Consider the following 21,125-nt stretch of genomic DNA (forward strand, 5'->3'; position numbering starts at 1 on the left):
AATCATCACCGTTGGACTTCCTGTGGATTGGCCGGAACGCCGTCGTGGACGGCCTCCCGGCACCAGGAGTCCACGGGGTCGGGCGCACAGCCGATGCCCACGCGCCCTAAGGTGCGATGGGTACCCGCACGGACAGGCGGGTCGGTAGGCAGCGGTCGGCATGAGAGAGTTGTCGCTGACGTCGACGCGGAGGCATTGATGAAGTTCCGAGTGGAGCGCGACGCGCTCGCCGAGGCCGTGGCCTGGACCGCGAAGAGCCTGCCCAACCGGCCGTCCGTACCGGTGCTCGCCGGCGTGATGCTGCGCGTCACCGACGGCAACCTGCAGGTTTCCGGCTTCGACTACGAGGTCTCCAGCCAGGTGACCGTCGAGGTGCAGGGGGACGCCGACGGCGCCGCCCTGGTCTCCGGCCGGCTGCTGGCCGAGATCACCAAGGCGCTGCCCGCCAAGCCGGTGGACATCGCCGCCGTCGGCGCGCACCTCGAGTTGGTCTGCGGCAGCGCCCGGTTCACCCTGCCCACCATGCCGGTCGAGGACTACCCGTCCCTGCCGGAGATGCCGGAGAGCACCGGCACCGTCGACGCCGCCGCCTTCGCCGCCGCGGTCGCGCAGGTGGCCATCGCCGCCGGGCGCGACGAGACGCTGCCGATGATGACCGGCGTACGCATCGAGCTCTCCGGCGGCACGCTGGCCATGCTCGCCACCGACCGCTACCGGCTGGCCCTGCGCGAGATGGAGTGGAACCCGGACGACGCCGAGGTGAGCGTCAACGCCCTCGTGCCGGCCCGGACCCTGCACGACACCGCCAAGGCCCTCGGCCCGATCGGCGGCCAGGTCGTCATGGCGCTCTCCCAGGGCGCGGCCGGCGAAGGCATGATCGGCTTCGCGGGCGGCACCCGGCGCACCACCAGCCGGCTGCTCGACGGCGCGAACTACCCGCCCGTGCGCTCGCTCTTCCCGGCCAGCCACAACGCCGAGGCGCGGGTGCCCGTCAGCACCCTGATCGAGGTCGTCAAGCGCGTCGCCCTGGTGGCCGAGCGGACCACCCCGGTGCTGCTCAGCTTCAGCACCGACGGCCTGGTGGTCGAGGCCGGCGGCACCGAGGAGGCGCGGGCCAGCGAGGCCATGGAGGCCACCTTCACCGGTGACCCGCTGACCATCGGCTTCAACCCCCAGTACCTGATCGACGGCCTGACCAACCTGGGGGCCCAGTTCGCCGTGCTCTCGTTCGTCGACGCCTTCAAGCCCGCGGTGATTTCGCCCGCCGGCGAGGATGGCGAGGTCATCCCCGGGTACCGGTACCTCATCATGCCGATCCGCGTCTCCCGCTGATCGCACCCCGAGAAGACCCCGACGCACGGAGGTAGGAACACATGCAGCTCGGCCTGGTAGGGCTCGGCCGGATGGGCGGCAACATGCGCGAGCGGTTGCGCGCCGCCGGGCACGAGGTGGTCGGCTTCGACCACAACGCGGAGCTGAGCGATGTCGCGACCCTGGCGGAGCTGGCGGAGAAGCTGGAGTCGCCCCGCGCGATCTGGGTCATGGTTCCCGCCGGTGTCACCGACGCGACCATCGACGAACTCGCCGACGTTCTCGGCGAGGGCGACATCATCATCGACGGTGGCAACTCCCGCTTCAGCGACGACGCGCCCCGCGCCGAGCGGCTGAACGAGCGCGGCATCGGCTACCTCGACGCCGGCGTCTCCGGTGGCGTCTGGGGCCGGCAGAACGGCTACGCCCTGATGGTCGGCGGCGCCCAGGAGCACGTCGACCGGCTCATGCCGATCTTCGAGTCGCTGAAGCCGGAGGGCGAGTTCGGCTTCGTGCACGCCGGGCCGGTCGGCGCCGGGCACTACGCCAAGATGGTGCACAACGGCATCGAGTACGGCCTGATGCACGCCTACGCCGAGGGCTACGAGCTGCTGGCCAAGTCCGAGCTGGTCACCAACGTGCCGGGGGTGTTCAAGTCCTGGCGCGAGGGCACCGTGGTCCGCTCCTGGCTGCTCGACCTGCTGGACCGGGCCCTCGACGAGGACCCGGAGCTGGCCGAGCTGAGCGGCTACACGGAGGACACGGGCGAGGGCCGCTGGACGGTCGACGAGGCGGTCCGGCTGGCCGTGCCGCTGAACGTGATCACCGCCTCGCTCTTCGCCCGCTTCGCCTCCCGCCAGGACGACTCGCCCGCCATGAAGGCCGTCGCCGCGCTGCGCCAGCAGTTCGGCGGTCACGCCGTCCGCAAGCGCTGACCGGAATCCCCGCGCCTGTGTACGTCCGCCGGCTCGAACTGGTCGACTTCCGCTCGTACGAGCGGGTCGGCGTGGACCTGGAGCCGGGGGCGAACGTCCTGATCGGCGCCAACGGCGTCGGCAAGACGAACCTGGTCGAGGCGCTGGGCTACGTGGCGACCCTGGATTCGCACCGGGTCGCCACGGACGCCCCCCTCGTCCGGATGGGCGCCTCCTCGGCGGTGATCCGCTGCGCGGTCGTGCACGAGGGGCGCGAGCTGCTGGTCGAGCTGGAGATCGTTCCGGGCAAGGCCAACCGGGCCCGGCTCGGACGGTCGCCGGCCCGCCGGGCGCGGGACGTCCTCGGCGCGCTCCGGCTCGTGCTGTTCGCCCCGGAGGACCTGGAACTCGTCCGGGGCGACCCGGCCGAGCGCCGCCGCTACCTCGACGACCTGCTGGTCAGCCGTCAGCCCCGGTTCGCCGGAGTGCGGGCCGACTACGAGCGGGTGGTCAAGCAGCGCAACGCGTTGCTGCGCACCGCGTACCTGGCCCGCAAGACGGGCGGGTCGCGGGGCGGGGACCTGTCGACCCTCGCGGTCTGGGACACCCACCTGGCCCGGCACGGCGCCGAGCTGCTCGCCGGCCGGCTGGAACTGGTCGCCGCGCTGGGCCCGCACGTGACGAAGGCGTACGACGCTGTCGCGGCGGGACGGGGGGCCGCCGGGATCGCGTACCGGCCGACGGTGGAACTGGCGGAGCCCACCACCGACCGGGAGGCCCTGGCGGCGGCGCTGACCGCCGCGCTCGTCGAGTCCCGCCCCGCCGAGGTCGAGCGGGGCACCACCCTGGTCGGCCCGCACCGCGACGAACTGGCGCTGACCCTGGGCCCGCTGCCCGCCAAGGGGTACGCGAGCCACGGCGAGTCCTGGTCGTACGCCCTGGCGCTGCGGCTCGCCGCCTACAACCTGCTCCGCTCCGACGGCATCGAGCCGGTGCTGGTGCTCGACGACGTCTTCGCCGAGCTGGACGCCGGGCGGCGGGAGCGGCTGGCGGAGCTGGTCGGCGGGGCGAGCCAGCTGCTGGTGACCTGCGCGGTCGACGAGGACGTGCCGGTGTCCCTGCGCGGCGCCCGGTACGCCGTGGGCGAGGGGACGGTGCGACGTGCCGGATGAGCAGCTTCCGCCGGCCCGGCTCGGCCCGGGCCGTGGCGGCGGAACGACCGGCGGCGACTCCGGCAGCGCGACGGGCGGCGATGCGCCGGCCGGGGCGAGCGGCCCGGAGCTGGCGCGGGCCGTGCTGGACGCGGCGCGCGCCCGTCGGGAGTCGGCGGCCCGTACGCGTCGGCGTACCTCCGGCGGGGGCGACGGCGAGGGCGGCCAGCGGCGGCTGCGCGGCTACTCCGGCCCCGGGCCGGACCCGCGCGATCCGCAGCTGCTCGGCGCGGTGCTCAACCGGCTCGTCAAGGCGCGTGGCTGGCAGCAGCCGGCGGCCGAGGCGACGGTGTTCGGCGCCTGGGAGCGGGTGGTGGGCCCGGAGGTGGCCCAGCACAGCCGGCCGGTGAAGCTGGAGGACGGCGAGCTGACCGTGGAGGCCCGCTCGACCGCGTGGGCCACCCAGCTGCGGCTGCTGGCCGGCTCGCTGCTCAAGCAGATCGCCAGCGAGGTCGGCCACAACGTGGTGCGCAAGCTGCACATCCACGGCCCGGCAGCGCCCTCCTGGTCGAAGGGCCCGCGCCGGGTCCGTGGCCGCGGCCCGCGGGACACCTACGGCTGACGGTCAGCGACCCTCGCGCCGGGCCTCCCGCTCGGCGCGCTTGCGCTCGCGCTGCTCGCGACTCCACTGCTTGCGCCGCTCCAGGTCTCGCTTCCACGCCTCCCGGGCGTGGTTCGAGCCGCCCTGCACCGCGCCCTGCACCTCCGGCGGGCCGGCGAGGCGCCGGAACGCCCAGGCCATCAGGCGGCCGCCCTCGCCCGGGGCCTTCGGGGTGGGCTTCTCCTCGGTCATCGCCTGGCCTCCGGTGCGACGGGAACGATTGGCGTACCAATCATTGGTACACCAATCATTGGTACGCTCGCAACGACGACGAGGAGGCCCGCCCGTGACCGACCAGCCCGACGGGGATCCCCTGGCGCTGGAACAGCAGGTGTGCTTCGCGCTCTCCGTCGCCGCGCGCGGCGTCGTCGCCGTCTACCGGCCCCTGCTGGAGCCGATGGGGCTCACCCATCCGCAGTACCTGGTGATGCTCGCCCTCTGGCAGCACGCGCCGCTGTCCGTACGCGACCTCAGCCGCCTGCTCCAGCTCGACCCCGGCACACTGTCGCCCCTGCTCAAGCGGCTGGAGGCGACCGGCTACGTCCGGCGCGAACGCGACCCCGCCGACGAGCGGAGCCTCGCGGTGACGCTGACCGCCGCCGGCCAGGCGCTGCGGGCGCGGGCGGAGCAGATCCCGCCAGCGATCGTCGAACGGCTCGGCATGCCGGTCGAGGACCTGCGCCACCTGCACGCCGTGCTGACCCGGGTCATCGACGCCGCCAACCGCGGGTCCGCCGCCGAGCGGGGTCAGGCGTCGGCGTAGACGGCGAAGCCGCGGTCGGCGCAGCGCCGGTAGAAGGCCGCCAGCACGGCCAGCTCGGCGCAGGTGAAGTTCCACTGCGGCGGCTCGCCGCTCTCGTCGCGCAGCGCGTCCAGGCGGCTGTCGAGCCAGCGCAGCTGCTGCTCGGCCAACCGCCCGTCGGCGAGCAGCGACCGCAGCACCTGGCTCACCGAGTCGAAGGTGACGGCCTCGCCGTGCGGGCGGTGGCCGGTCACGAACCGCTCGATGCCGCCGGCGACCCAGGCGCAGCCGTCGGGATCGATCACCGGATCCTCGTCCTCGGCCGCCGCGTCAGTGGCGTAGAGCACACCCTCCAGGCCGAGCAGGAGGTCGACCAGTTCGGTGTACACGGTCGCCCGCACGGTGCCGGTCTTGGCGATCAACTCGGCGAGCGCCGCGGTGGGCGCGGAGATGCGGGGCATGTCGACGATGTCGCCGAAGTCGACGAACTCGGCCGGTGCGACCGGATCGTAGAAGCGGCCGGTCCGCGGCCACTGCACCGCGACGTTGTCCAGCCCCATCGGGCGTCACCTCTTCGAGAGCACGGATAGTTCGTAACGGCTCGATCGTCCGGTTCCGGCCCGAAAAGATCAAGGCCGGGCCGACGGCGTGGCGGCGGTGGCGTTCCCGCCGTCCGACCCGCACCGATCGTCAGGCGGCGCCGCCCCCGAACGCACCCTGGCGTGTAGGGGGAGTCGCGGGCGGCGCGGTTCGGCCGGCTACGTCGGTCTCAGCCGCCTCGCAGGGGTGCCGAGTGGTGGTTCTGTCGTCCGCGCACAGTAAGATTGACCCTGAGACGAAGACCCGGTGCGGAGCGACGAGACACGGGCCCGGAGCGGGGCCCGCGATCATTGTCCATGTCGGGTCGAGCCGATCGCGATCCGCGGGCAACCGCGGCGACCGGCGCGTTCGACCCGTACCCCGGAATTGTCCCCGGTGCCGGTCTGCGCGTCGACGTCGCGTCCTGTCCGCCGAACCCGCGCCCGACGCGCCACCAGGTGCGGACGGCGCGAGAAAGTGGCCGAAGGTGGCAGCGCAGGACAAGCAGGAGTACGGCGCCGGGTCGATCACCGTTCTCGAGGGGCTGGAGGCGGTCCGGAAGCGCCCCGGTATGTACATCGGGTCGACCGGTGAGCGCGGTCTGCACCACCTGGTGTGGGAGGTCGTCGACAACGCGGTGGACGAGGCGCTGGCCGGCCACTGCGACACCATCGACGTGGTGCTGCTCGCCGACGGCGGGGTCCGGGTCACCGACAACGGCCGGGGTTTCCCGGTCGACCTGCACCCGAAGCTGAAGAAGCCGGGTGTCGAGGTGGCGCTGACCGTGCTGCACGCGGGCGGCAAGTTCGACGGTAAGGCGTACGCGGTCTCCGGCGGTCTGCACGGCGTCGGCGTCTCCGTGGTGAACGCCCTCTCCACCAAGATGGCGGTGGAGATCCACAAGTCCGGCTTCGTCTGGCGGCAGCAGTACCACAACTCCAAGCCGACCCCGCTGGAGAAGGGCGAGTCGACCGACCGCACCGGTTCCGCGGTGGCCTTCTGGCCCGACGCCGACGTGTTCGAGACGGTCGACTTCGACTTCCAGACCATCTACCGGCGGCTCCAGGAGATGGCCTTCCTCAACCGGGGCCTCACCATCCACCTGCTCGACGAGCGGGTTCCGGAGGGCGAGGAGGGCAAGCCGCGCGAGGTCACCTTCTGCTACAAGGGCGGCATCGCCGACTTCGTCCGGCACCTCAACGCCTCGAAGAACCCGATCCACAAGACCGTGGTTGAGTTCGGCGCCGAGGAGGAGGGCATGTCGGTCGAGATCGCCATGCAGTGGAACGAGTCCTACGGCGAGTCGGTCTACACCTTCGCCAACACGATCAACACGCACGAGGGCGGCACCCACGAGGAGGGCTTCCGGGCCGCGCTGACCAGCGTCGTCAACCGCTACGGCACCGACAAGAAGCTGCTCAAGGGCGACGAGAAGCTCTCCGGCGAGGACATCCGCGAGGGCCTGGCCGCGATCATCTCGGTCAAGCTGGCCAACCCGCAGTTCGAGGGCCAGACCAAGACCAAGCTGGGCAACACCCCGGTGAAGAGCTTCGTGCAGCGGGTCTGCAACGACCGGCTGGTCGACTGGTTCGACCGCAACCCGGCCGAGGCGAAGATCATCATCCAGAAGGCGTCCCAGGCCGCCCGGGCCCGGATCGCCGCGCAGCAGGCGCGCAAGCTGGCCCGGCGCAAGTCCCTGCTGGAGTCCGGCTCGATGCCGGGCAAGCTGGCCGACTGCCAGTCCACCGACCCGCGCGAGTCCGAGGTCTTCATCGTCGAGGGCGACTCGGCTGGCGGCTCGGCCAAGCAGGGCCGCGACCCGCGGACCCAGGCGATCCTGCCGATCCGCGGCAAGATCCTCAACGTGGAGAAGGCCCGGATCGACCGGGTGCTGAAGAACAACGAGGTCCAGGCGCTGATCACCGCGCTGGGCACCGGCATCCACGACGACTTCGACATGGAGAAGCTGCGCTACCACAAGGTGGTGCTGATGGCCGACGCCGACGTCGACGGCCAGCACATCCAGACGCTGCTGCTCACGCTGCTCTTCCGCTTCATGCGCCCGCTGGTCGAGATGGGGCACGTCTACCTGGCCGCCCCGCCGCTCTACAAGATCAAGTGGAACAAGCGCGGCGACGACGCGCAGTACGCGTACTCGGACCGCGAGCGGGACGGCCTGATCGCGCTGCGCCAGCAGAAGAAGCCGAACGCGAAGCCGGACGACATCCAGCGGTTCAAGGGCCTCGGCGAGATGAACTACCCCGAACTGTGGGAGACCACGATGAACCCGGCAACGCGTACGCTGCGTCAGGTCACGCTCGACGACGCGGCCACCGCCGACGAGTTGTTCAGCGTGCTGATGGGTGAGGACGTCGAGGCGCGCCGCTCGTTCATCCAGCGCAACGCCAAGGACGTCCGGTTCCTGGACATCTGACGGGTCCCGGCGGGCCGGCCGGTCATCCACCGGCCGACCCGCCTGTCCACAGAGTTATCCACAGCACGGCCGGTATCCACAGCCGTTATCCACAGCACGAAAACGACTCTGAGTCTGATAAGGGTTAACAGTGACCGATATCCCCGAGTCCACACCCAACGAGCCCGAGCTCCCGGAGACCGTTGCCGCCGTCGTCGCGCACGACCGCATCGAACCGGTCGGGCTCGAGGTGGAGATGCAGCGCTCCTACCTCGACTACGCGATGAGCGTCATCGTCGGGCGGGCGCTGCCGGACGTCCGGGACGGGCTCAAGCCGGTCCACCGCAAGATCCTCTACGCCATGTTCGACTCCGGCTACCGGCCGGACCGGGGCTACGTGAAGTGCTCCCGTGTGGTCGGCGACGTGATGGGTCAGTTCCACCCGCACGGCGACTCGGCGATCTACGACGCGCTGGTCCGGATGGCGCAGCCCTGGTCGCTGCGCTACCCGCTGGTCGACGGCAACGGCAACTTCGGCTCGCCGGGCAACGATCCTGCTGCCGCGATGAGATATACCGAATGCAAGCTGGACCCGCTGGCCATGGAGATGCTGCGGGACATCGACGAGGACACCGTCGACCTCCAGGACAACTACGACGGCCGGGCCAAGGAGCCCACCATCCTGCCGTCGCGGATCCCGAACCTCCTCGTCAACGGCTCCGAGGGCATCGCGGTCGGCATGGCCACCAAGATCCCGCCGCACAACCTGCGCGAGATCGGCGCGGCCGTGCAGTGGTGCCTGGAGCACCCGGAGGAGGACGAGGCCACCACCCTCGACGCGCTGCTGGAGATCGTCAAGGGGCCGGACTTCCCCACCCACGGCCTGATCGTGGGCACGCAGGCGATCCAGGACGCGTACCGCACCGGGCGCGGGTCGATCCGGATGCGGGCCGTGGTGGAGGTCGAGGAGGACAAGCGGGGTCGCCCCTGCCTGGTCGTCAGCGAACTGCCCTACCAGGTGAACCCGGACAACCTGGCCGAGCGGATCGCCGAGCTGATCAAGGAGGGCAAGCTCGCCGGCATCGCCGACATCCGCGACGAGTCCTCCGGGCGTACCGGCATGCGGATCGTGCTCGTGCTCAAGCGCGACGCCGTGGCCAAGGTGGTGCTGAACAACCTCTACAAGCACACCCAGCTTCAGGAGACCTTCGGCGCCAACATGCTGGCGCTGGTCGACGGGGTGCCGCGCACGCTCAACCTGGCCCAGTTCATCCGCTACTACGTCGAGCACCAGATTGACGTGATCCGCCGGCGGACGGCGTTCCGGCTGCGCAAGGCGGAGGAGCGGGCGCACATCCTGCGCGGTCTGTCCAAGGCGCTGGACGCCCTCGACGAGGTGATCGCCCTGATCCGGCGCTCGCCCACGGTCGAGGACGCCCGGCAGGGCCTGATCCGGCTGCTGGAGATCGACGAGATCCAGGCGACCGCGATCCTCGACATGCAGCTGCGCCGGCTCGCCGCGTTGGAGCGGCAGCGGATCCTGGACGACCTGGCAAAGCTGGAGGTGGAGATCGCCGACCTCAAGGACATCCTCGCCAAGCCCGAGCGGCAGCGCAGGATCGTCTCGGAGGAGCTGGGCGAGATCGTCGCCAAGTGGGGCGACGAGCGGCGCACCAAGATCGTGCCGTTCGAGGGCGAGGTCTCCATGGAGGACCTCATCGCCCGCGAGGACGTGGTGGTCACGATCACCCGTACGGGTTACGCGAAGCGGACCAAGGTCGACCTCTACAGGTCACAGCGGCGCGGCGGCAAGGGTGTCAGCGGTGCGACGCTCCGACAGGACGACATCGTCAGCCACTTCTTCGTATGCTCGACCCACGACTGGATGCTCTTCTTCACCAACAAGGGGCGCGTCTATCGGGCGAAGGCGTACGAACTGCCGGAGGCCAGTAGGGTGGCCAAGGGCCAGCACGTGGCCAATCTGCTCGCGTTCCAGCCCGACGAGCAGATCGCGCAGATCATCGAGATTCCGAACTACCAGGTGGCTCCCTACCTGGTACTTGCCACGAAGAACGGCCTGGTGAAGAAGACTCGGCTCGAGGAGTTCGACTCCCCCCGGTCCGGCGGCATCATCGCGATCAACCTGCGCGACGAGGACGAGCTGGTCGGGGCGGCGCTCGTCGCGCCGGAGGAGGATCTGCTGCTGGTCTCGAAGAACGCGCAGGCGATCCGGTTCAACGCGAGCGACGAGGCGTTGCGCCCGATGGGGCGGGCCACCTCGGGCGTGATCGGCATGCGCTTCAGCGAGGAAGACGTCCTGCTGGCCATGGAGGTGGTCCGCGAGGGGCTGGACGTTCTGGTGGCCACGAACGGGGGATATGCGAAACGCACCCCGATCGAGGAATACCCCGTGCAGGGCCGGGGAGGTAAGGGCGTGCTGACTGCGAAGATCACCGAGCGGCGCGGTGGTCTGGTCGGCGCGGTGGTGATCGACCCGGACGACGAGCTGTTCGCGATCACCAGCAACGGTGGTGTCATCCGGACTCCGGTGAAGCCTGTACGCCGTACGCGTGACCGGAACACAATGGGGGTCAAGCTGATGGACCTTCCGGATGGCGTGACTATCGTGGCGATTGCTCGCAATGCCGACGAGCCTGACGAACAGGACTAGTTGAATGACGGAGACACAGGCGAAGTCGGGGAACACGGGGACCTCGGCCACCCCGGTCGACGAGGAGGCCGCGAAGAGCGGCACACCAGCGACCGGCCGCGCGGCCGTGGGTCGGGCGACCGTCCCCGCCGACGCGCCTGCCCCGAAATTCACCCGGGCGCCCGGGATGACACCGCCTCCGGACAAGCCCTCCGAGGACGGCGACGCGGCGGACCGGACCGAGGCGGTGGGGGTTGACAAGCCGGCCCCCGCCGCCAAGCCGGCCGCCGCCACACCGACGACGACGCAGCCGCTGAAGGTCGGTGCCGCCCAGTCGACCGGCACCACCGGGACACAGCCGCGGATCACGGGCTCCACCGGCACACAGCCCCGCGTGACGGGCACCGCGAAGCCGCAGCCGGACGGCGGCGGCCCGGCCGGCGCCGGCCGCCCCGCCAACGGGGGCGGCCTGCCGCCGGGTATCAGCGGCGCCGCCGCCGTCGGGGCGGCCCGTGTGGGTGATGCGGTACGCGCCGCGCGTACGTCGGTCAGTTCGGCCGCGTCGCGCGGGCCGCGCCGGGCCCGGCTGAACCTCAAGCGGATCGACCCCTGGTCCGTCATGAAGTTCGCGTTCGCGGTCTCGGTGGTGCTCTTCATCGTCGTGGTGGTGGCCACCTCGGTGCTCTACCTGGCCCTCGACGCGATGGGCGTGTTCACCAGCGTCAACGACAGCCTGACCGACCTGGTCAGCGCGGGCGGCGGCCAGAGCACCAGCGGCTTCCAGATCACCGCCAAGGGCGTGATCCTGAGCTCGGCGCTGATCGGCCTGGTCAACGTCGTGCTGTTCACGGCGCTCGCCACGCTCGGGGCCTTCGTCTACAACGTCTGCGCGGACCTGGTCGGCGGCATCGAGCTGACCCTCGCCGAGCGCGACTGAACCACCTCGGAAGCCGGGGCACCGCCGAGCGCGGAGCCCCGGCTTCCGTGCGTCCGGAGCACGTCACCGGGCGTTCGGGCGGGGCGTGCGGGCGACGTAATCGGCTGGGCCGGGCGGGAAGCCTCCGGTAGGTTCAGAAGCGACGGCAACGCCCGGACGTCGCGGCGGCCCCCGATTTGGGGCCGGACGGACGGATGGGTTAACCTTGCTCGTCGCCACGCGGGGCTATAGCTCAGTCGGTTAGAGCGCAGAGCTGATAACTCTGAGGTCGCTGGTTCGATTCCAGCTAGCCCCACCGCACATTCGTCCGACGGCAGTCGAGCGCGAGGGGTAGGCCCCATGTTCAAGAAGCTTCTGATCCTGGCCGGCGTCGTTGGTGTGGCAGCCGTGGTGGCCAGGAAGGTCAAGGCTTCCAACGACGAGCGCGCCCTGTGGCACGAGGCGACCACCGCGCCCGACCTGCGCTGATCTCGCTGGCACTGCCGGCACCGGCGGCTTCGTCCGCCTCCCGGGGCCCTAGCTCAACTGGCAGAGCACTGCCTTTGCAAGGCAGGGGTTAGGGGTTCGAGTCCCCTGGGCTCCACCAGCACTTCCCTTGGTTGATCTCGTTCCTGACGCTCGCGACAGCATCACCGGTCAGCGCAGGAAGGTGAAGAGCGTTCCCGTGGCGTCCAGAGGTCGCGGTGTGCCCTCGAACCGGTGGACGCCGACGGAGAACCGCACGTCGGCCGGAGCGTGGAACGCCTCCTCAACGAAGCCGGCGTCGCGAAGCCACCCCCGTACGGCCGGCGTGAGGTCCGGTGCCCGCCGCGCCCGGGTCCAGATCACGGTGGCACCCGCCGCGCAGAACTGGGGCAGGGCGGCGACCGTCCGCTGCACGTCGGCGTCCGGGATGTTGCCGAAGACTCCGACCATGAGCACCAGGTCGGCCGGAACCGTCCCGGCGTAGGAGGAGAGCTGGCCCGCGTCCGCCTGCCTGATCACGAGGTGGGAGAGGCCGGCCCGGTCGGCGGCGGCCCGCGCGGCGGCCACGTTGCCGGCGTCGTACTCGAGCAGGGTCACGTGCATGCGCGGGGAGGCGGGCCGTGCGGCGAGGACGCCGATGAGGTCGTGGCCCTGCCCCGCGCAGGCGCTGACCACCGTCAGCCGTTCCTCGGAGCGCTCGTCGAGCCACGAGGCGATGTGCTGCTGCACCAGCCGCAGCCGACGCGACAGCGGGGAGTCCACGTCGGCGTACGGCTCGTGCCACGCCTGCCAGTCGGTACCGCCGGTCACGGGCGGGCGTGCTCACGCAGCAGCGCGAGGAGCCCGTGGCCGTCCTCGATCCGCGCGTCCGGTTCGACTCCCGGGAGCGCCGGTTCCCGGTCGGTGCGGGGCGAGCGCATCAGGATCGCGGCGCCCGTGCCGGCGCGACGGGCGCACACGACGTCGCGGTGCACGGTGTCGCCGACGAACCAGCAGTCGCCGATCGGCACCGTGATGGCGCGTGCCGCCAGCAGCGCCAGTTCCGGGTTCGGCTTCCGGGGCCCGGCCTCGTCGCTGTAGAACTCGGCCCCGAACAGCCCGGAGAGCCCCGCGGCGGCCAGGAAGTCCCGGTGGGCGGCGCCGCAGAGCGTGTTGCTGACGACCGCCATCGGCAGGCCGGCGTCGGCGGCGTGCCGCAGGGCCTCGCCGATGCCGGGACGCACCGCCCACTCCCGGCGCCAGGTCCAGGCGTACGCCAGCGGGGTCGCCTCCCGCTCGACGGCGGCGCGGGCCTCCTGCGGCCAGGACCGGGTCACGAAGTCGGCCCACACCTGGGCGTGCGGCAGCTCGACCGGGTCGTCCGTCCTGCCCACGTCGTCGCGCCACAGGGCGTAGGCCCGCGAGCCCTCGCCCAGGTCACGGGTGATCTGCTCGTCCGGTACGGCGCCGTCGACGAGTTCGGCGAGGCGCCGCACCAGACCCGGCGGGGCCGGCGGTTGGGGTGGCGCGTCGGCCAGGACGCCGCCGAAGTCCAGCAGGAGAGCCCGAGGGGGACGAAGCATGCCCGTCATCCTCGCGCACCGGGACAGGCGTCACCACTGTCGATACACGGTCGCCTTGCCGCCCGTCACCAGGCTGGCCGGCGGTACGTCCTCGGCCACGACCGCGCCGGCGGCGACCACCGCGTCCCGGCCGATGCTGACGCCGGGGAGGATCGTGGCACCGGCGCCGATCCACACGTTCTCCGCCACGTCGATGGGCCCTCCGCTGAGCCAGCCCCGTCGCTCCTCCGGATCGACCGGGTGGCCGACGGTGATGAAGGTGGCCTTCGGTCCGACCATCACTCCCTGACCGAGCCGGATGCCGGCGTAGTCCAGGAACGTGCAGTTCTGGTTGACGAACACGCGTTCCGCGAGGTCCAGGCGGAGGCCGTGGTCGGTGTAGAAGGGTGGATAGATCGTGACTCTCTTCGGCAGCGGCCTGCCGAGGATCTGTGCGAACAGCTTCGCCTTGCCCGCCTCGTCCTCGAAGGGCAGGACGTTCAGACGGGAGGTGAGCTCGGTGACCCGCAGGACCCGCTCGGCCATGGCCTGGAACTCGGGGCTGTGGATACGCATCAGACGGTCGCTGGACACGCCACGATCCTTCCTGTCGGCTCACGCGTGGGCGCGGCCGGCGCAGGGCACCGCGGTTCCGCCCGGCCGCCCACGAGCCGCCCGCCCCGGCAGGTTAGCGTCGGAGGCGTGACCACCGGATCCCCACGCGTGCTCCCGGCCGACAGCGGCATCGCCGAGGCGGCCTCCGTCCTGCGTACCGGCGGGTTGGTGGCCTTTCCCACCGAGACCGTCTACGGGCTCGGCGCGAACGCGTTGGACGCCCGGGCCGCCGCCCGGATCTTCGAGGCGAAGGCGCGGCCCAGCTTCGATCCGCTGATCACGCACCTCGCGGACGCGGCCGAGCTGGAGAAGCTGGTCGGGGCGGTGCCGGCGGCGGTGACGGCGTTGGCCGAGCGCTTCTGGCCCGGGCCGCTCACGCTGATCGTGGACCGGCCGGCGGCGATCCCGCCGATCGTCACCTCCGGGCTGGCGACGATGGCGGTCCGTGTGCCGGACAACGCGTACGCGCGGGCGCTGATCGCCGAGGCCGGGGTGCCGGTGGCGGCGCCGAGCGCGAACCGGTTCGGCCAGCTCAGCCCGACGCGGGCGGAGCACGTGGTGCGGGGCCTGGGTGCCGCCGTGGACGTGGTGCTCGACGGTGGGCCGACGCGGTGCGGCATCGAGTCGACCATCGTGGACGCCCGGGGCGGGCGGCCGGTGGTGCTGCGCCTCGGCGCGCTGCCCGTGGAGGCGCTGGAGGAGGCGGCCGGCCCGGTGACCGTACGCCCGGGCAGCTCCGGTCAGCCCGTCGCGCCCGGCACGCTGGCGGCGCACTACGCCCCGCGTACGCCGCTGCGGTTGGCCTCGGGCGGCGAGCCGCCGGCGGCCGACGGGGTCCGGCGCGGCTTCCTGGCCTTCCGGGACCGGCCGGCGGGCGACTGGGCGGCCGTGGAGGTGCTCTCCGCCGCCGGCGACCTGACGGAGGCCGCCGCGCGGCTGTTCGACGCGCTGCACGAGCTGGACGCCGCCGGGGTCGGCGAGATCCTGGTCGAGCCGGTTCCCGAGGTGGGCGTCGGCCGCGCGGTCAACGACCGGCTGCGCCGCGCCGCCGCCACCTGGCACCCGACGGCCTGACGCGGGCACCCGGGTCGGGCGGCGCCGCCTCCCGGCGGGCGCGAACGCTGTCGGTGCCGGCGGTTCCTCCCGGGCGCATGGGCCGGGAGGACGGGGGTAGGAGAAACGGCAACGACCCCCTGGAAGTGAGGTGTCAGCCAGTGCCGACCGCACGCGAGATCATGACGAACGACGTGACCTGCATCCGTGAGCAGGACGACCTCAAGACGGCCGCCAAGCAGATGGCCCAGCTGGGCGTAGGCTCGCTGCCGATCTGCGGGGACGACAACCGCCTCAAGGGAATGCTGACCGACCGCGACATCGTGGTGAAGGTCCTCGCCGAGGGCCGCGACCCGGGCGGCGTCACCGCCGGTGAACTCGCCCAGGGCGAGGCGGTGACGATCGGCGCCGACGACGACGCGGCGGAGATCCTGCGGACCATGAGCCAGCACAAGGTGCGCCGGCTGCCGGTGATCGACGGGCACGAGCTCGTCGGCATCGTGGCCGTCGCCGACGTGGCCCGCTCCCTGCCCGAGCGCCCGGTGGGGGACCTCATCGAGGCCATCTCCGAGCGCGTCTGACCGCACGTCACGACCGATCGCCGCCCTCCGGCCCCGGCTGGGAGGCGGCGATCGGCGTACGCGGGGCACCGACGGGCCGGATGCGCGGGAGGCGGCCCTGGCGGGACCGGGTGGGCCGGATGCGCGGGAGGAGGCGCTGGCGGGACCGGATGGGCCGGGGGCCGGCGGCTCAGTCCGGCGGGGTCAGCGGGACGGTCTCGCCGCGGGCGATGGTGCGGACGGTTCCGGCGAGGCCGCGCCGCCGGGCCTCCGCCACGAAGTGGCCCAGCGGCGAGCGGAACACCGGATAGTCGTCGTAGTGGATCGGCACGGTGAGCTTCGGCCGGACCAACTCGACGAGGTCGGCGCCCTGCCGCGCGTCCATGGTGAGCAGGATGCCGGCGATCCGGGTGCCGCCGAGGTGGATCAGCATCGCGTCGATGTCCGGGTACCGCTCGGGGATCTCGGCCAGCATCGGCCGGTTGAGCGTGTCGCCGGTGACGTAGAGGCGGAACCGGCGGCTGCCGTCACGTTCCAGGTCGATCATCGTGCCCATCACGTCGGGCATCAGCAGGTCCAGCGCGCCCGGCCCGTGCCTGCCCGGCATCGAGGTCAGCCGCAGCGTCTCGCCGTCGCGGCGCAGCTCCCGGGAGTTCCAGGTGGGCAGCCCCTCGGCGGCCCGGAAGCCCCAGCGGCGCAGCTTCCGCTCGGCGGCGGGAGTGGTGACGATGGGCAGCTCCCGGTCGAGTTCCCGGCGGGCCACGCGGTCGAAGTGGTCGCCGTGCAGGTGGGAGAGGACGACCGCGTCCAGCGACGGCAGTTGGGCGATCCGCAGCGCCGGGTCGGTGCGCCGTCGCGACCAGAGCCCCTTGCCCAGGTACGCGCGTTGGCCCCGGTGCAGGAAGTTCGGGTCGGTGAGCAGGGTGAACCCGCCGATCCGCAGCACCGTGGTGGCGGTGCCGATGAACGTGACCTCGGGCTGCGTCGTCGACATGTGCACCTCCACCGGTAGCCCTACCCGTGATCGGCGGGCCCATTCCGGCCGGGGTCACGGCGTGCTGGTCGACTGCGGTCGCCGAACCCGGTCAGGCCTGTTCGTCGTCCGTGCCGGACCCGGAGCCGGGCAGGCGCTCCACGAGGCGGGTGAGCGCGCCGTTGGCGAAGGTGGCGCCGAGCGCGGAGCCCGTCGCGATGGTCCAGCCGACCGGGCCGAGCGGTGTGCAGCCGAAGAAGTGGCTGACCCCCGGTGTCTGGACGACCACCACCAGCGCCCCGAGCGACGCGGCGGTGGAGGCCAGTACGGCCGGGCTGGTGCCGCCGGCCAGCACCGTCTGCCCGAGCTGGGTGCCGACCAGCGAGACCAGTGCGACGGTGCCCGCCCGCCTGCGTCGCCCGGTGTAGCGGGCCAACGTCCAGCCAGCGGTGGCGCCCAGCGTCGTGGCGGCGGCGCGCAGCCCGATCTCCCGGGTCATCGTCTCGCCCAGCGACGTGTCGGGGCCCTCCCGGAGCAGGCCGTCGGCGTGGTCCGCGTCGGGTGGCCGGATCGCGATCGCCAACGCCGGTGCCAGGTCGGTGAGCAGGTTGACCAGGAGAAGTTGTCGGCCGGTGAGCGCCGAGCGGCCGGTCGCGGCGGCGGTCAGCACGCTGAACGCGATCTCGCCGAGGTTCCCGCCGACCAGGATGCTGAGCGCGTGGCGTACCGAGGACCACATCGCCCGGCCCTCGACCAGGGTGGCGATGATGGTCTCCAGCCGGTCGTCGGTGACCACCAGGTCGGCCGCCGCCCGGGCCGCCGGGGTGCCCCGCTGACCGAGGGCGATGCCCACGTCGGCCAGCCGGATCGCCGCGGCGTCGTTGGCGCCGTCGCCGGTCATCGCCACCGTACGTCCGCACCGCTGCAACGCCTGGATGATCCGGACCTTGTGCGCCGGGGTGCACCGGGCCACCACGTCCGTGGCGGCGAGCCGCGCGGCGAGGGCCTCGTCGTCGAGCTGGTCGAGTTCCGTTGCGGTGACGACCCGCTGCTCCTCGTGGTCGCTGATGGTGGCCGCGATCGCCTCGGCGGTCGCCGGATGGTCACCGGTGATCATGATGGTGTGCACGCCGGCCTGGCGGATCCGGCGCACGGCGGGGGCGGCGCTCTCGCGTACCCCGTCGGCGAGGGCCAGGAAGCCGACGAAGGTCAGGTCGTGCACCTGATCGTCGGTGACTCCGGGCGAGGAGACCCGGCATTCGGCCACGGCGAGGATGCGGTGTCCCGCCCCCGCCCGGTCGGCGAGCACGGCGTGCAACCCGCCTCGGCCCTCGTCGTCGAGGGGCTCGTCGCGTCCCCCCGGCGTACGCCAGCTTGAGCACCGGGGCAGCACCGACTCCGGCGCCCCCTTCACGCTGAGCAGCAGCCGGTCCCCGGCCCGGCCGACGGTGGCGTGGTAGCCGCGGGACGGCTCGAACGGCAGCCCACCCACCGGCTCCCATCCCTGGGCGCCGGTCTGCTCGGTCACCCCGGCGGCCTGCGCGCCGGACCGGACCGCCCGGTCGGTCTGCTGGGCCAGGTCGTGGGGGTCGTCGGCGCCCGGGGTGGCGCGCAGCGCGGCCGAGAGGGTGCGCAGCAGGCCGTCGTCGAGGCGGTCGACCGGTGCGTACCGGCCGTCGTCGCCGACCCCGGCGAGCATCAGCTGCCCCTCCGTGAGGGTGCCGGTCTTGTCGAAGCAGAGCACGTCCACCCGCCCGAGCGTCTCGATGGTGCGCGGGTTGCGGACCAGCGCGCCGTGCTCCGCCAGCCGCCGTGCGGCGGCGAGCTGTGCGGCGCTGACCAGGAAGGGCAGCCCCTCCGGGACGGACGCGACGGCCAGGTTCGCGGCGGTCGCGGCGGTCTGGGCCAGGGGTACGCCCCGAAGCAGGCCCGCGCCGGCCACCGCCACCGCCGAGCCGGCGGCCAGTGGGATCGCCGCCCGGGTCAACCGGCCCAGCCGTGCCTCCACACCGCTCGACGGCGGGGCCTGCCGGGCCATCGCCAGGCTCCGCCCCGCCTCGGTGCCCGCACCCGTCGCGACCACCACCGCCGTTCCGTGGCCGGCGGCGACGCTGGTGCCCTCGTAGAGCATCGACCGCCGGTCGGCGACAGCAGCGGCGACCACCGGCTGGTCGGTCTTGCCGACCGGCAGCGACTCGCCGGTGAGCGATGACTCGTCCATCTCCAGCCCGGCCGACTCCAGCACCCGGCAGTCGGCCGGGACGGCGTCCCCCGATTCGAGGAGGACGACGTCCCCCGGCACCAGGTCCTCGGCCGGCAGGATCCGCTCCGCGCCGTCGCGGCGTACCCGGGCGGTCACCGCCGAGCGGGACAGCAGTTCGGCCAGCGACCGCTCGGTGTTGTGCTGGTGCACCGCCCCGAGCAGCGCCGAGCCGCCGACCACGCCGCCGACCAGGGCGGCGTCGACGGGCGAGCCGAAGGTGGCCGAGAGCACCGCCCCAGCGGCCAGCACCGGGGTGAGCGGGTTGGCCAGCTCGTCGACGAAGGCGCGGAGCAGCCCCGTCGGCCCCGAGGGCCGGGCCTCCCGGTTGCCCCGGCGGCGTTCGGCCTCGTCGGTGGCGAGCCCGTCCGGGCCGGTGTCGAGCTGGTTGAGCACGGTGGAGGACGGCATCAGGTGCCACGCGGTGATGTCGGGCGCCGGGGAGTTCGCCGGGCCGGGCAGCCGGTGCGCCCGCAGGACGCCGTGGGCGAAGGCCAGCGCCGCCGCCCCGTTCACGGCCATGAGGGCGCGTCCGGGCAGCCGCTCGCGGGGGGCGGTGAGCGCGTTCAGCGCGCCGAGGCCGGTGCCGGCCATGGCCAGGCCGATGCTCTGCCGGGCCATCCGGCGGGCCACCCCGGCCGCCTCGACCACCAGCGCCGCCACCCGCAGGTCGGCGCCGACCAGCAGGTGCGCGCCCCAGGGCGGCAGGTCCTCGAAGGCGGCGATCCCCAGCCCGCAGTCGGCGGCGCCGAGCGCGGCCCGGTCACCGGAGACCACCATCACCACGGCCCCGTCGCGTTGCAGCTCCCGCACCGACTCGACCAGCCGGTCGCGGCCGGGCAGGTGGGCGTCGGCGAAGTCGTACCGCCGCTCGTCGTCGCCGGCCACGACCAGCCGCAGGCCGGCCCGGCGGGCGGCGGCCGGCAGCGCGTCGACGCCCGGCGCCGGCTCCGGCTCGACCCGCAGTACGGCGGCGAGGGTGTCGCCGTCGGCCAGGCCGAGCACGGGGGCGCCCGCGTCGCGCAGCCGCCGGCTGTCGTCGGTGTCGCCCGGGTCCTCGACGTCCAGCGCGTCCAGCGGCCCGAGCCGCCAGCCGTCGGCGTGCCGCAGCTCCCGGGGCGCGGCGGGGTCGAAGAGGGCGAACGCGCGCGCCGCCACCCGCCCGGTGTCCGCACCGGCCAGTGGCGCCAGGTCCGCCAGCACGCCCCGGTCGGAGCCGAGTACGGCGGCGTCCAGCAGCAGGGTGTCGATCCGGTCGAGTTCGCGCAGCACGCTGCGGTCCATCGCGATCACCCCGCGCCGGGCGAGGATCAGGCCGAGCTGCGCGGCATAACCCTCGCGCCCGCTGCCAGGAGCCTTGGGCAGCGTGGAGAGGCCCAGCGCGGCGGCCCGCTTCCCACCCACGACCGGCGTCGCGGCGGCCGCCGCCACGGCGCCCGCGTCGAGCGTCCGGGCCACGTACCTCTCGACGGGGCCGTCCGGCTTCGGCCGGGGGCGCTCGATCTTCGGCACGGAGGCGGCGGCCCGCTCCGGATGCCCGGTCAGCCGAGGCTCGGCCTGTTCCCACGCGCGGAGCTGGGCGCGCGCCTCGCCCCACTGCACCACCCGGTGCGCGCTGTCGAGCACGAGCCCGGTCCAGCTACCCGTGAGGCCCTGCACCACCGCCTCGGCGAGCGGGAACAGCAGTTCGGCCCGGGGGTCGGCACGCAGCCCCCGGTCCGCCAGCGCGTGCAGCCTCGGGTGCAGGTCGACCGCGCCGAGCAGCCCGGCGACCTCCCCGGGCACCGGCGTGAACGGCAGGATCCGGGTGGCGGCGGAGAGGGTCAGGCCCAGGGCGTCGGAGGCCAGCGCGCCGAGGGTGCGCGGCGTGCGCGGCCCCTCCTCGGGCGGGTGCGGCGGCGGGATCTCCGGGTCCGGCTCGTGCGGACAGGTGTGTTCGGTGCGGGCGACGGTCGCGATGAGGTCCCGCAGGGCGGGCTCCGGCGTACCGACGGCGACGACCACCCGGCCGGACGGGGCGTTGACCCGCGCCCACTCCACGCCGGGCATCCGCTCCAGCGCCGCCTCGACCTGCCGCGCGAGGACGTCGCCGCCGTCCTGGCAGACCCCGAGCACCTCGATGTGGTGCCGCCCGGGGCGGGACCAGACCCGACGCCGGCCCAGCCCGGCCGCCCGCGCCAGCCGGGCCGCGACGGCACCGACGTTCCGGGACGCCTCGCCGACGACCGGCGGCACCGTCACCGGCGGAAGGAGCCGGCCGGCGGTGCGGACCAGTGAGATCATCGAGGCGTACGACCGGA

The 21,125-nt window shown here is 73.0% G+C and carries 18 protein-coding genes and 2 tRNA genes; 13 read left to right on the forward strand and 7 right to left on the reverse strand.

Annotated elements, in window-relative coordinates:
• Nucleotides 1–198: 198 nt before the first annotated feature.
• From dnaN to OG989_RS07085, 4 genes are read left to right on the forward strand one after another with little or no spacing between them, the layout of a single operon-like run.
• A complete protein-coding gene (gene dnaN / locus OG989_RS07070) occupies nt 199–1,332 on the forward strand; it encodes a DNA polymerase III subunit beta (RefSeq protein WP_151452757.1) in 1,134 nt (377 codons plus the stop codon).
• Nucleotides 1,333–1,373: 41 nt separating this feature from the next.
• Nucleotides 1,374–2,246 (forward strand): phosphogluconate dehydrogenase (NAD(+)-dependent, decarboxylating), encoded by an 873-nt coding sequence (gene gnd / locus OG989_RS07075; protein ID WP_132235451.1) that lies wholly within the window; start codon nt 1,374–1,376, stop codon nt 2,244–2,246.
• A gap of 17 nt (nt 2,247–2,263) precedes the next feature.
• Nucleotides 2,264–3,397, forward strand: coding sequence for a DNA replication/repair protein RecF (recF, locus tag OG989_RS07080; RefSeq protein WP_327030047.1), 1,134 nt, complete (start codon nt 2,264–2,266; stop codon nt 3,395–3,397).
• Complete coding sequence (locus OG989_RS07085) at nt 3,387–3,998, forward strand: DUF721 domain-containing protein (RefSeq protein ID WP_327030048.1); 612 nt, start codon at nt 3,387–3,389, stop codon at nt 3,996–3,998. Before recF ends, OG989_RS07085 begins: the two co-directional genes overlap by 11 nt.
• Nucleotides 3,999–4,001: 3 nt before the next feature.
• On the opposite strand, the gene OG989_RS07090 is transcribed toward OG989_RS07085, so the two are convergent.
• A complete protein-coding gene (locus tag OG989_RS07090) occupies nt 4,002–4,229 on the reverse strand; it encodes a hypothetical protein (RefSeq protein WP_132235445.1) in 228 nt (75 codons plus the stop codon).
• 94 nt (nt 4,230–4,323) lie between these two features.
• Here OG989_RS07090 and OG989_RS07095 point away from each other — a divergent pair, with 94 nt between their 5' ends.
• Complete coding sequence (locus tag OG989_RS07095) at nt 4,324–4,800, forward strand: MarR family winged helix-turn-helix transcriptional regulator (protein ID WP_151452760.1); 477 nt, start codon at nt 4,324–4,326, stop codon at nt 4,798–4,800.
• On the opposite strand, the gene OG989_RS07100 is transcribed toward OG989_RS07095, so the two are convergent.
• On the reverse strand, nt 4,785–5,339 hold the full coding sequence (locus tag OG989_RS07100) for a hypothetical protein (protein WP_151452761.1): 555 nt from the start codon (nt 5,337–5,339) through the stop codon (nt 4,785–4,787). The two genes, OG989_RS07095 and OG989_RS07100, sit on opposite strands and share 16 nt — an antisense overlap.
• Before the next feature lie 506 nt (nt 5,340–5,845).
• Here OG989_RS07100 and gyrB point away from each other — a divergent pair.
• From gyrB to OG989_RS07130, 6 genes are all read left to right on the forward strand, one after another.
• Nucleotides 5,846–7,792 (forward strand): DNA topoisomerase (ATP-hydrolyzing) subunit B, encoded by a 1,947-nt coding sequence (gyrB, locus tag OG989_RS07105; protein WP_151452763.1) that lies wholly within the window; start codon nt 5,846–5,848, stop codon nt 7,790–7,792.
• A 130-nt stretch (nt 7,793–7,922) separates the two neighbouring features.
• Complete coding sequence (gene gyrA / locus OG989_RS07110; RefSeq protein WP_151452764.1) at nt 7,923–10,442, forward strand: DNA gyrase subunit A; 2,520 nt, start codon at nt 7,923–7,925, stop codon at nt 10,440–10,442.
• A gap of 4 nt (nt 10,443–10,446) precedes the next feature.
• Nucleotides 10,447–11,358, forward strand: coding sequence for a DUF3566 domain-containing protein (locus tag OG989_RS07115; protein ID WP_151452765.1), 912 nt, complete (start codon nt 10,447–10,449; stop codon nt 11,356–11,358).
• Between the two features lie 221 nt (nt 11,359–11,579).
• Nucleotides 11,580–11,653: transfer RNA gene (locus tag OG989_RS07120), tRNA-Ile, on the forward strand.
• 44 nt (nt 11,654–11,697) lie between these two features.
• Nucleotides 11,698–11,826, forward strand: coding sequence for a DLW-39 family protein (locus tag OG989_RS07125; RefSeq protein WP_210834795.1), 129 nt, complete (start codon nt 11,698–11,700; stop codon nt 11,824–11,826).
• A 42-nt stretch (nt 11,827–11,868) separates the two neighbouring features.
• A tRNA-Ala gene (locus OG989_RS07130) sits at nt 11,869–11,944 on the forward strand.
• Nucleotides 11,945–11,994: 50 nt separating this feature from the next.
• On the opposite strand, the gene OG989_RS07135 is transcribed toward OG989_RS07130, so the two are convergent.
• From OG989_RS07135 to OG989_RS07145, 3 genes are read right to left on the reverse strand one after another with little or no spacing between them, the layout of a single operon-like run.
• Nucleotides 11,995–12,633: a class I SAM-dependent methyltransferase family protein gene (locus OG989_RS07135; protein ID WP_151452766.1), complete on the reverse strand. Its 639-nt coding sequence runs from the start codon at nt 12,631–12,633 to the stop codon at nt 11,995–11,997.
• Nucleotides 12,630–13,385: an HAD family hydrolase gene (locus OG989_RS07140; protein ID WP_192581254.1), complete on the reverse strand. Its 756-nt coding sequence runs from the start codon at nt 13,383–13,385 to the stop codon at nt 12,630–12,632. Before OG989_RS07140 ends, OG989_RS07135 begins: the two co-directional genes overlap by 4 nt.
• Nucleotides 13,386–13,415: 30 nt before the next feature.
• Nucleotides 13,416–13,958, reverse strand: a complete 543-nt coding sequence (locus OG989_RS07145) for a DapH/DapD/GlmU-related protein (RefSeq protein ID WP_151452768.1) — start codon at nt 13,956–13,958, stop codon at nt 13,416–13,418.
• A gap of 108 nt (nt 13,959–14,066) precedes the next feature.
• Between OG989_RS07145 and OG989_RS07150 the strand changes: the two genes are divergently transcribed.
• Both OG989_RS07150 and OG989_RS07155 read left to right on the forward strand, forming a co-directional pair.
• Nucleotides 14,067–15,053 (forward strand): L-threonylcarbamoyladenylate synthase, encoded by a 987-nt coding sequence (locus tag OG989_RS07150; protein ID WP_151452769.1) that lies wholly within the window; start codon nt 14,067–14,069, stop codon nt 15,051–15,053.
• 140 nt (nt 15,054–15,193) lie between these two features.
• Nucleotides 15,194–15,613: a CBS domain-containing protein gene (locus OG989_RS07155; RefSeq protein ID WP_151452770.1), complete on the forward strand. Its 420-nt coding sequence runs from the start codon at nt 15,194–15,196 to the stop codon at nt 15,611–15,613.
• A 169-nt stretch (nt 15,614–15,782) separates the two neighbouring features.
• On the opposite strand, the gene OG989_RS07160 is transcribed toward OG989_RS07155, so the two are convergent.
• Nucleotides 15,783–16,586: an MBL fold metallo-hydrolase gene (locus OG989_RS07160; protein ID WP_151452771.1), complete on the reverse strand. Its 804-nt coding sequence runs from the start codon at nt 16,584–16,586 to the stop codon at nt 15,783–15,785.
• Nucleotides 16,587–16,677: 91 nt separating this feature from the next.
• On the reverse strand, nt 16,678–21,108 hold the full coding sequence (locus OG989_RS07165) for a cation-translocating P-type ATPase (RefSeq protein WP_327030049.1): 4,431 nt from the start codon (nt 21,106–21,108) through the stop codon (nt 16,678–16,680).
• Nucleotides 21,109–21,125 lie beyond the last annotated feature (17 nt).

The sequence above is a fragment of the Micromonospora sp. NBC_01740 genome, assembly GCF_035920365.1.
Classification (GTDB): Bacteria; Actinomycetota; Actinomycetes; order Mycobacteriales; family Micromonosporaceae; genus Micromonospora; species Micromonospora reichwaldensis.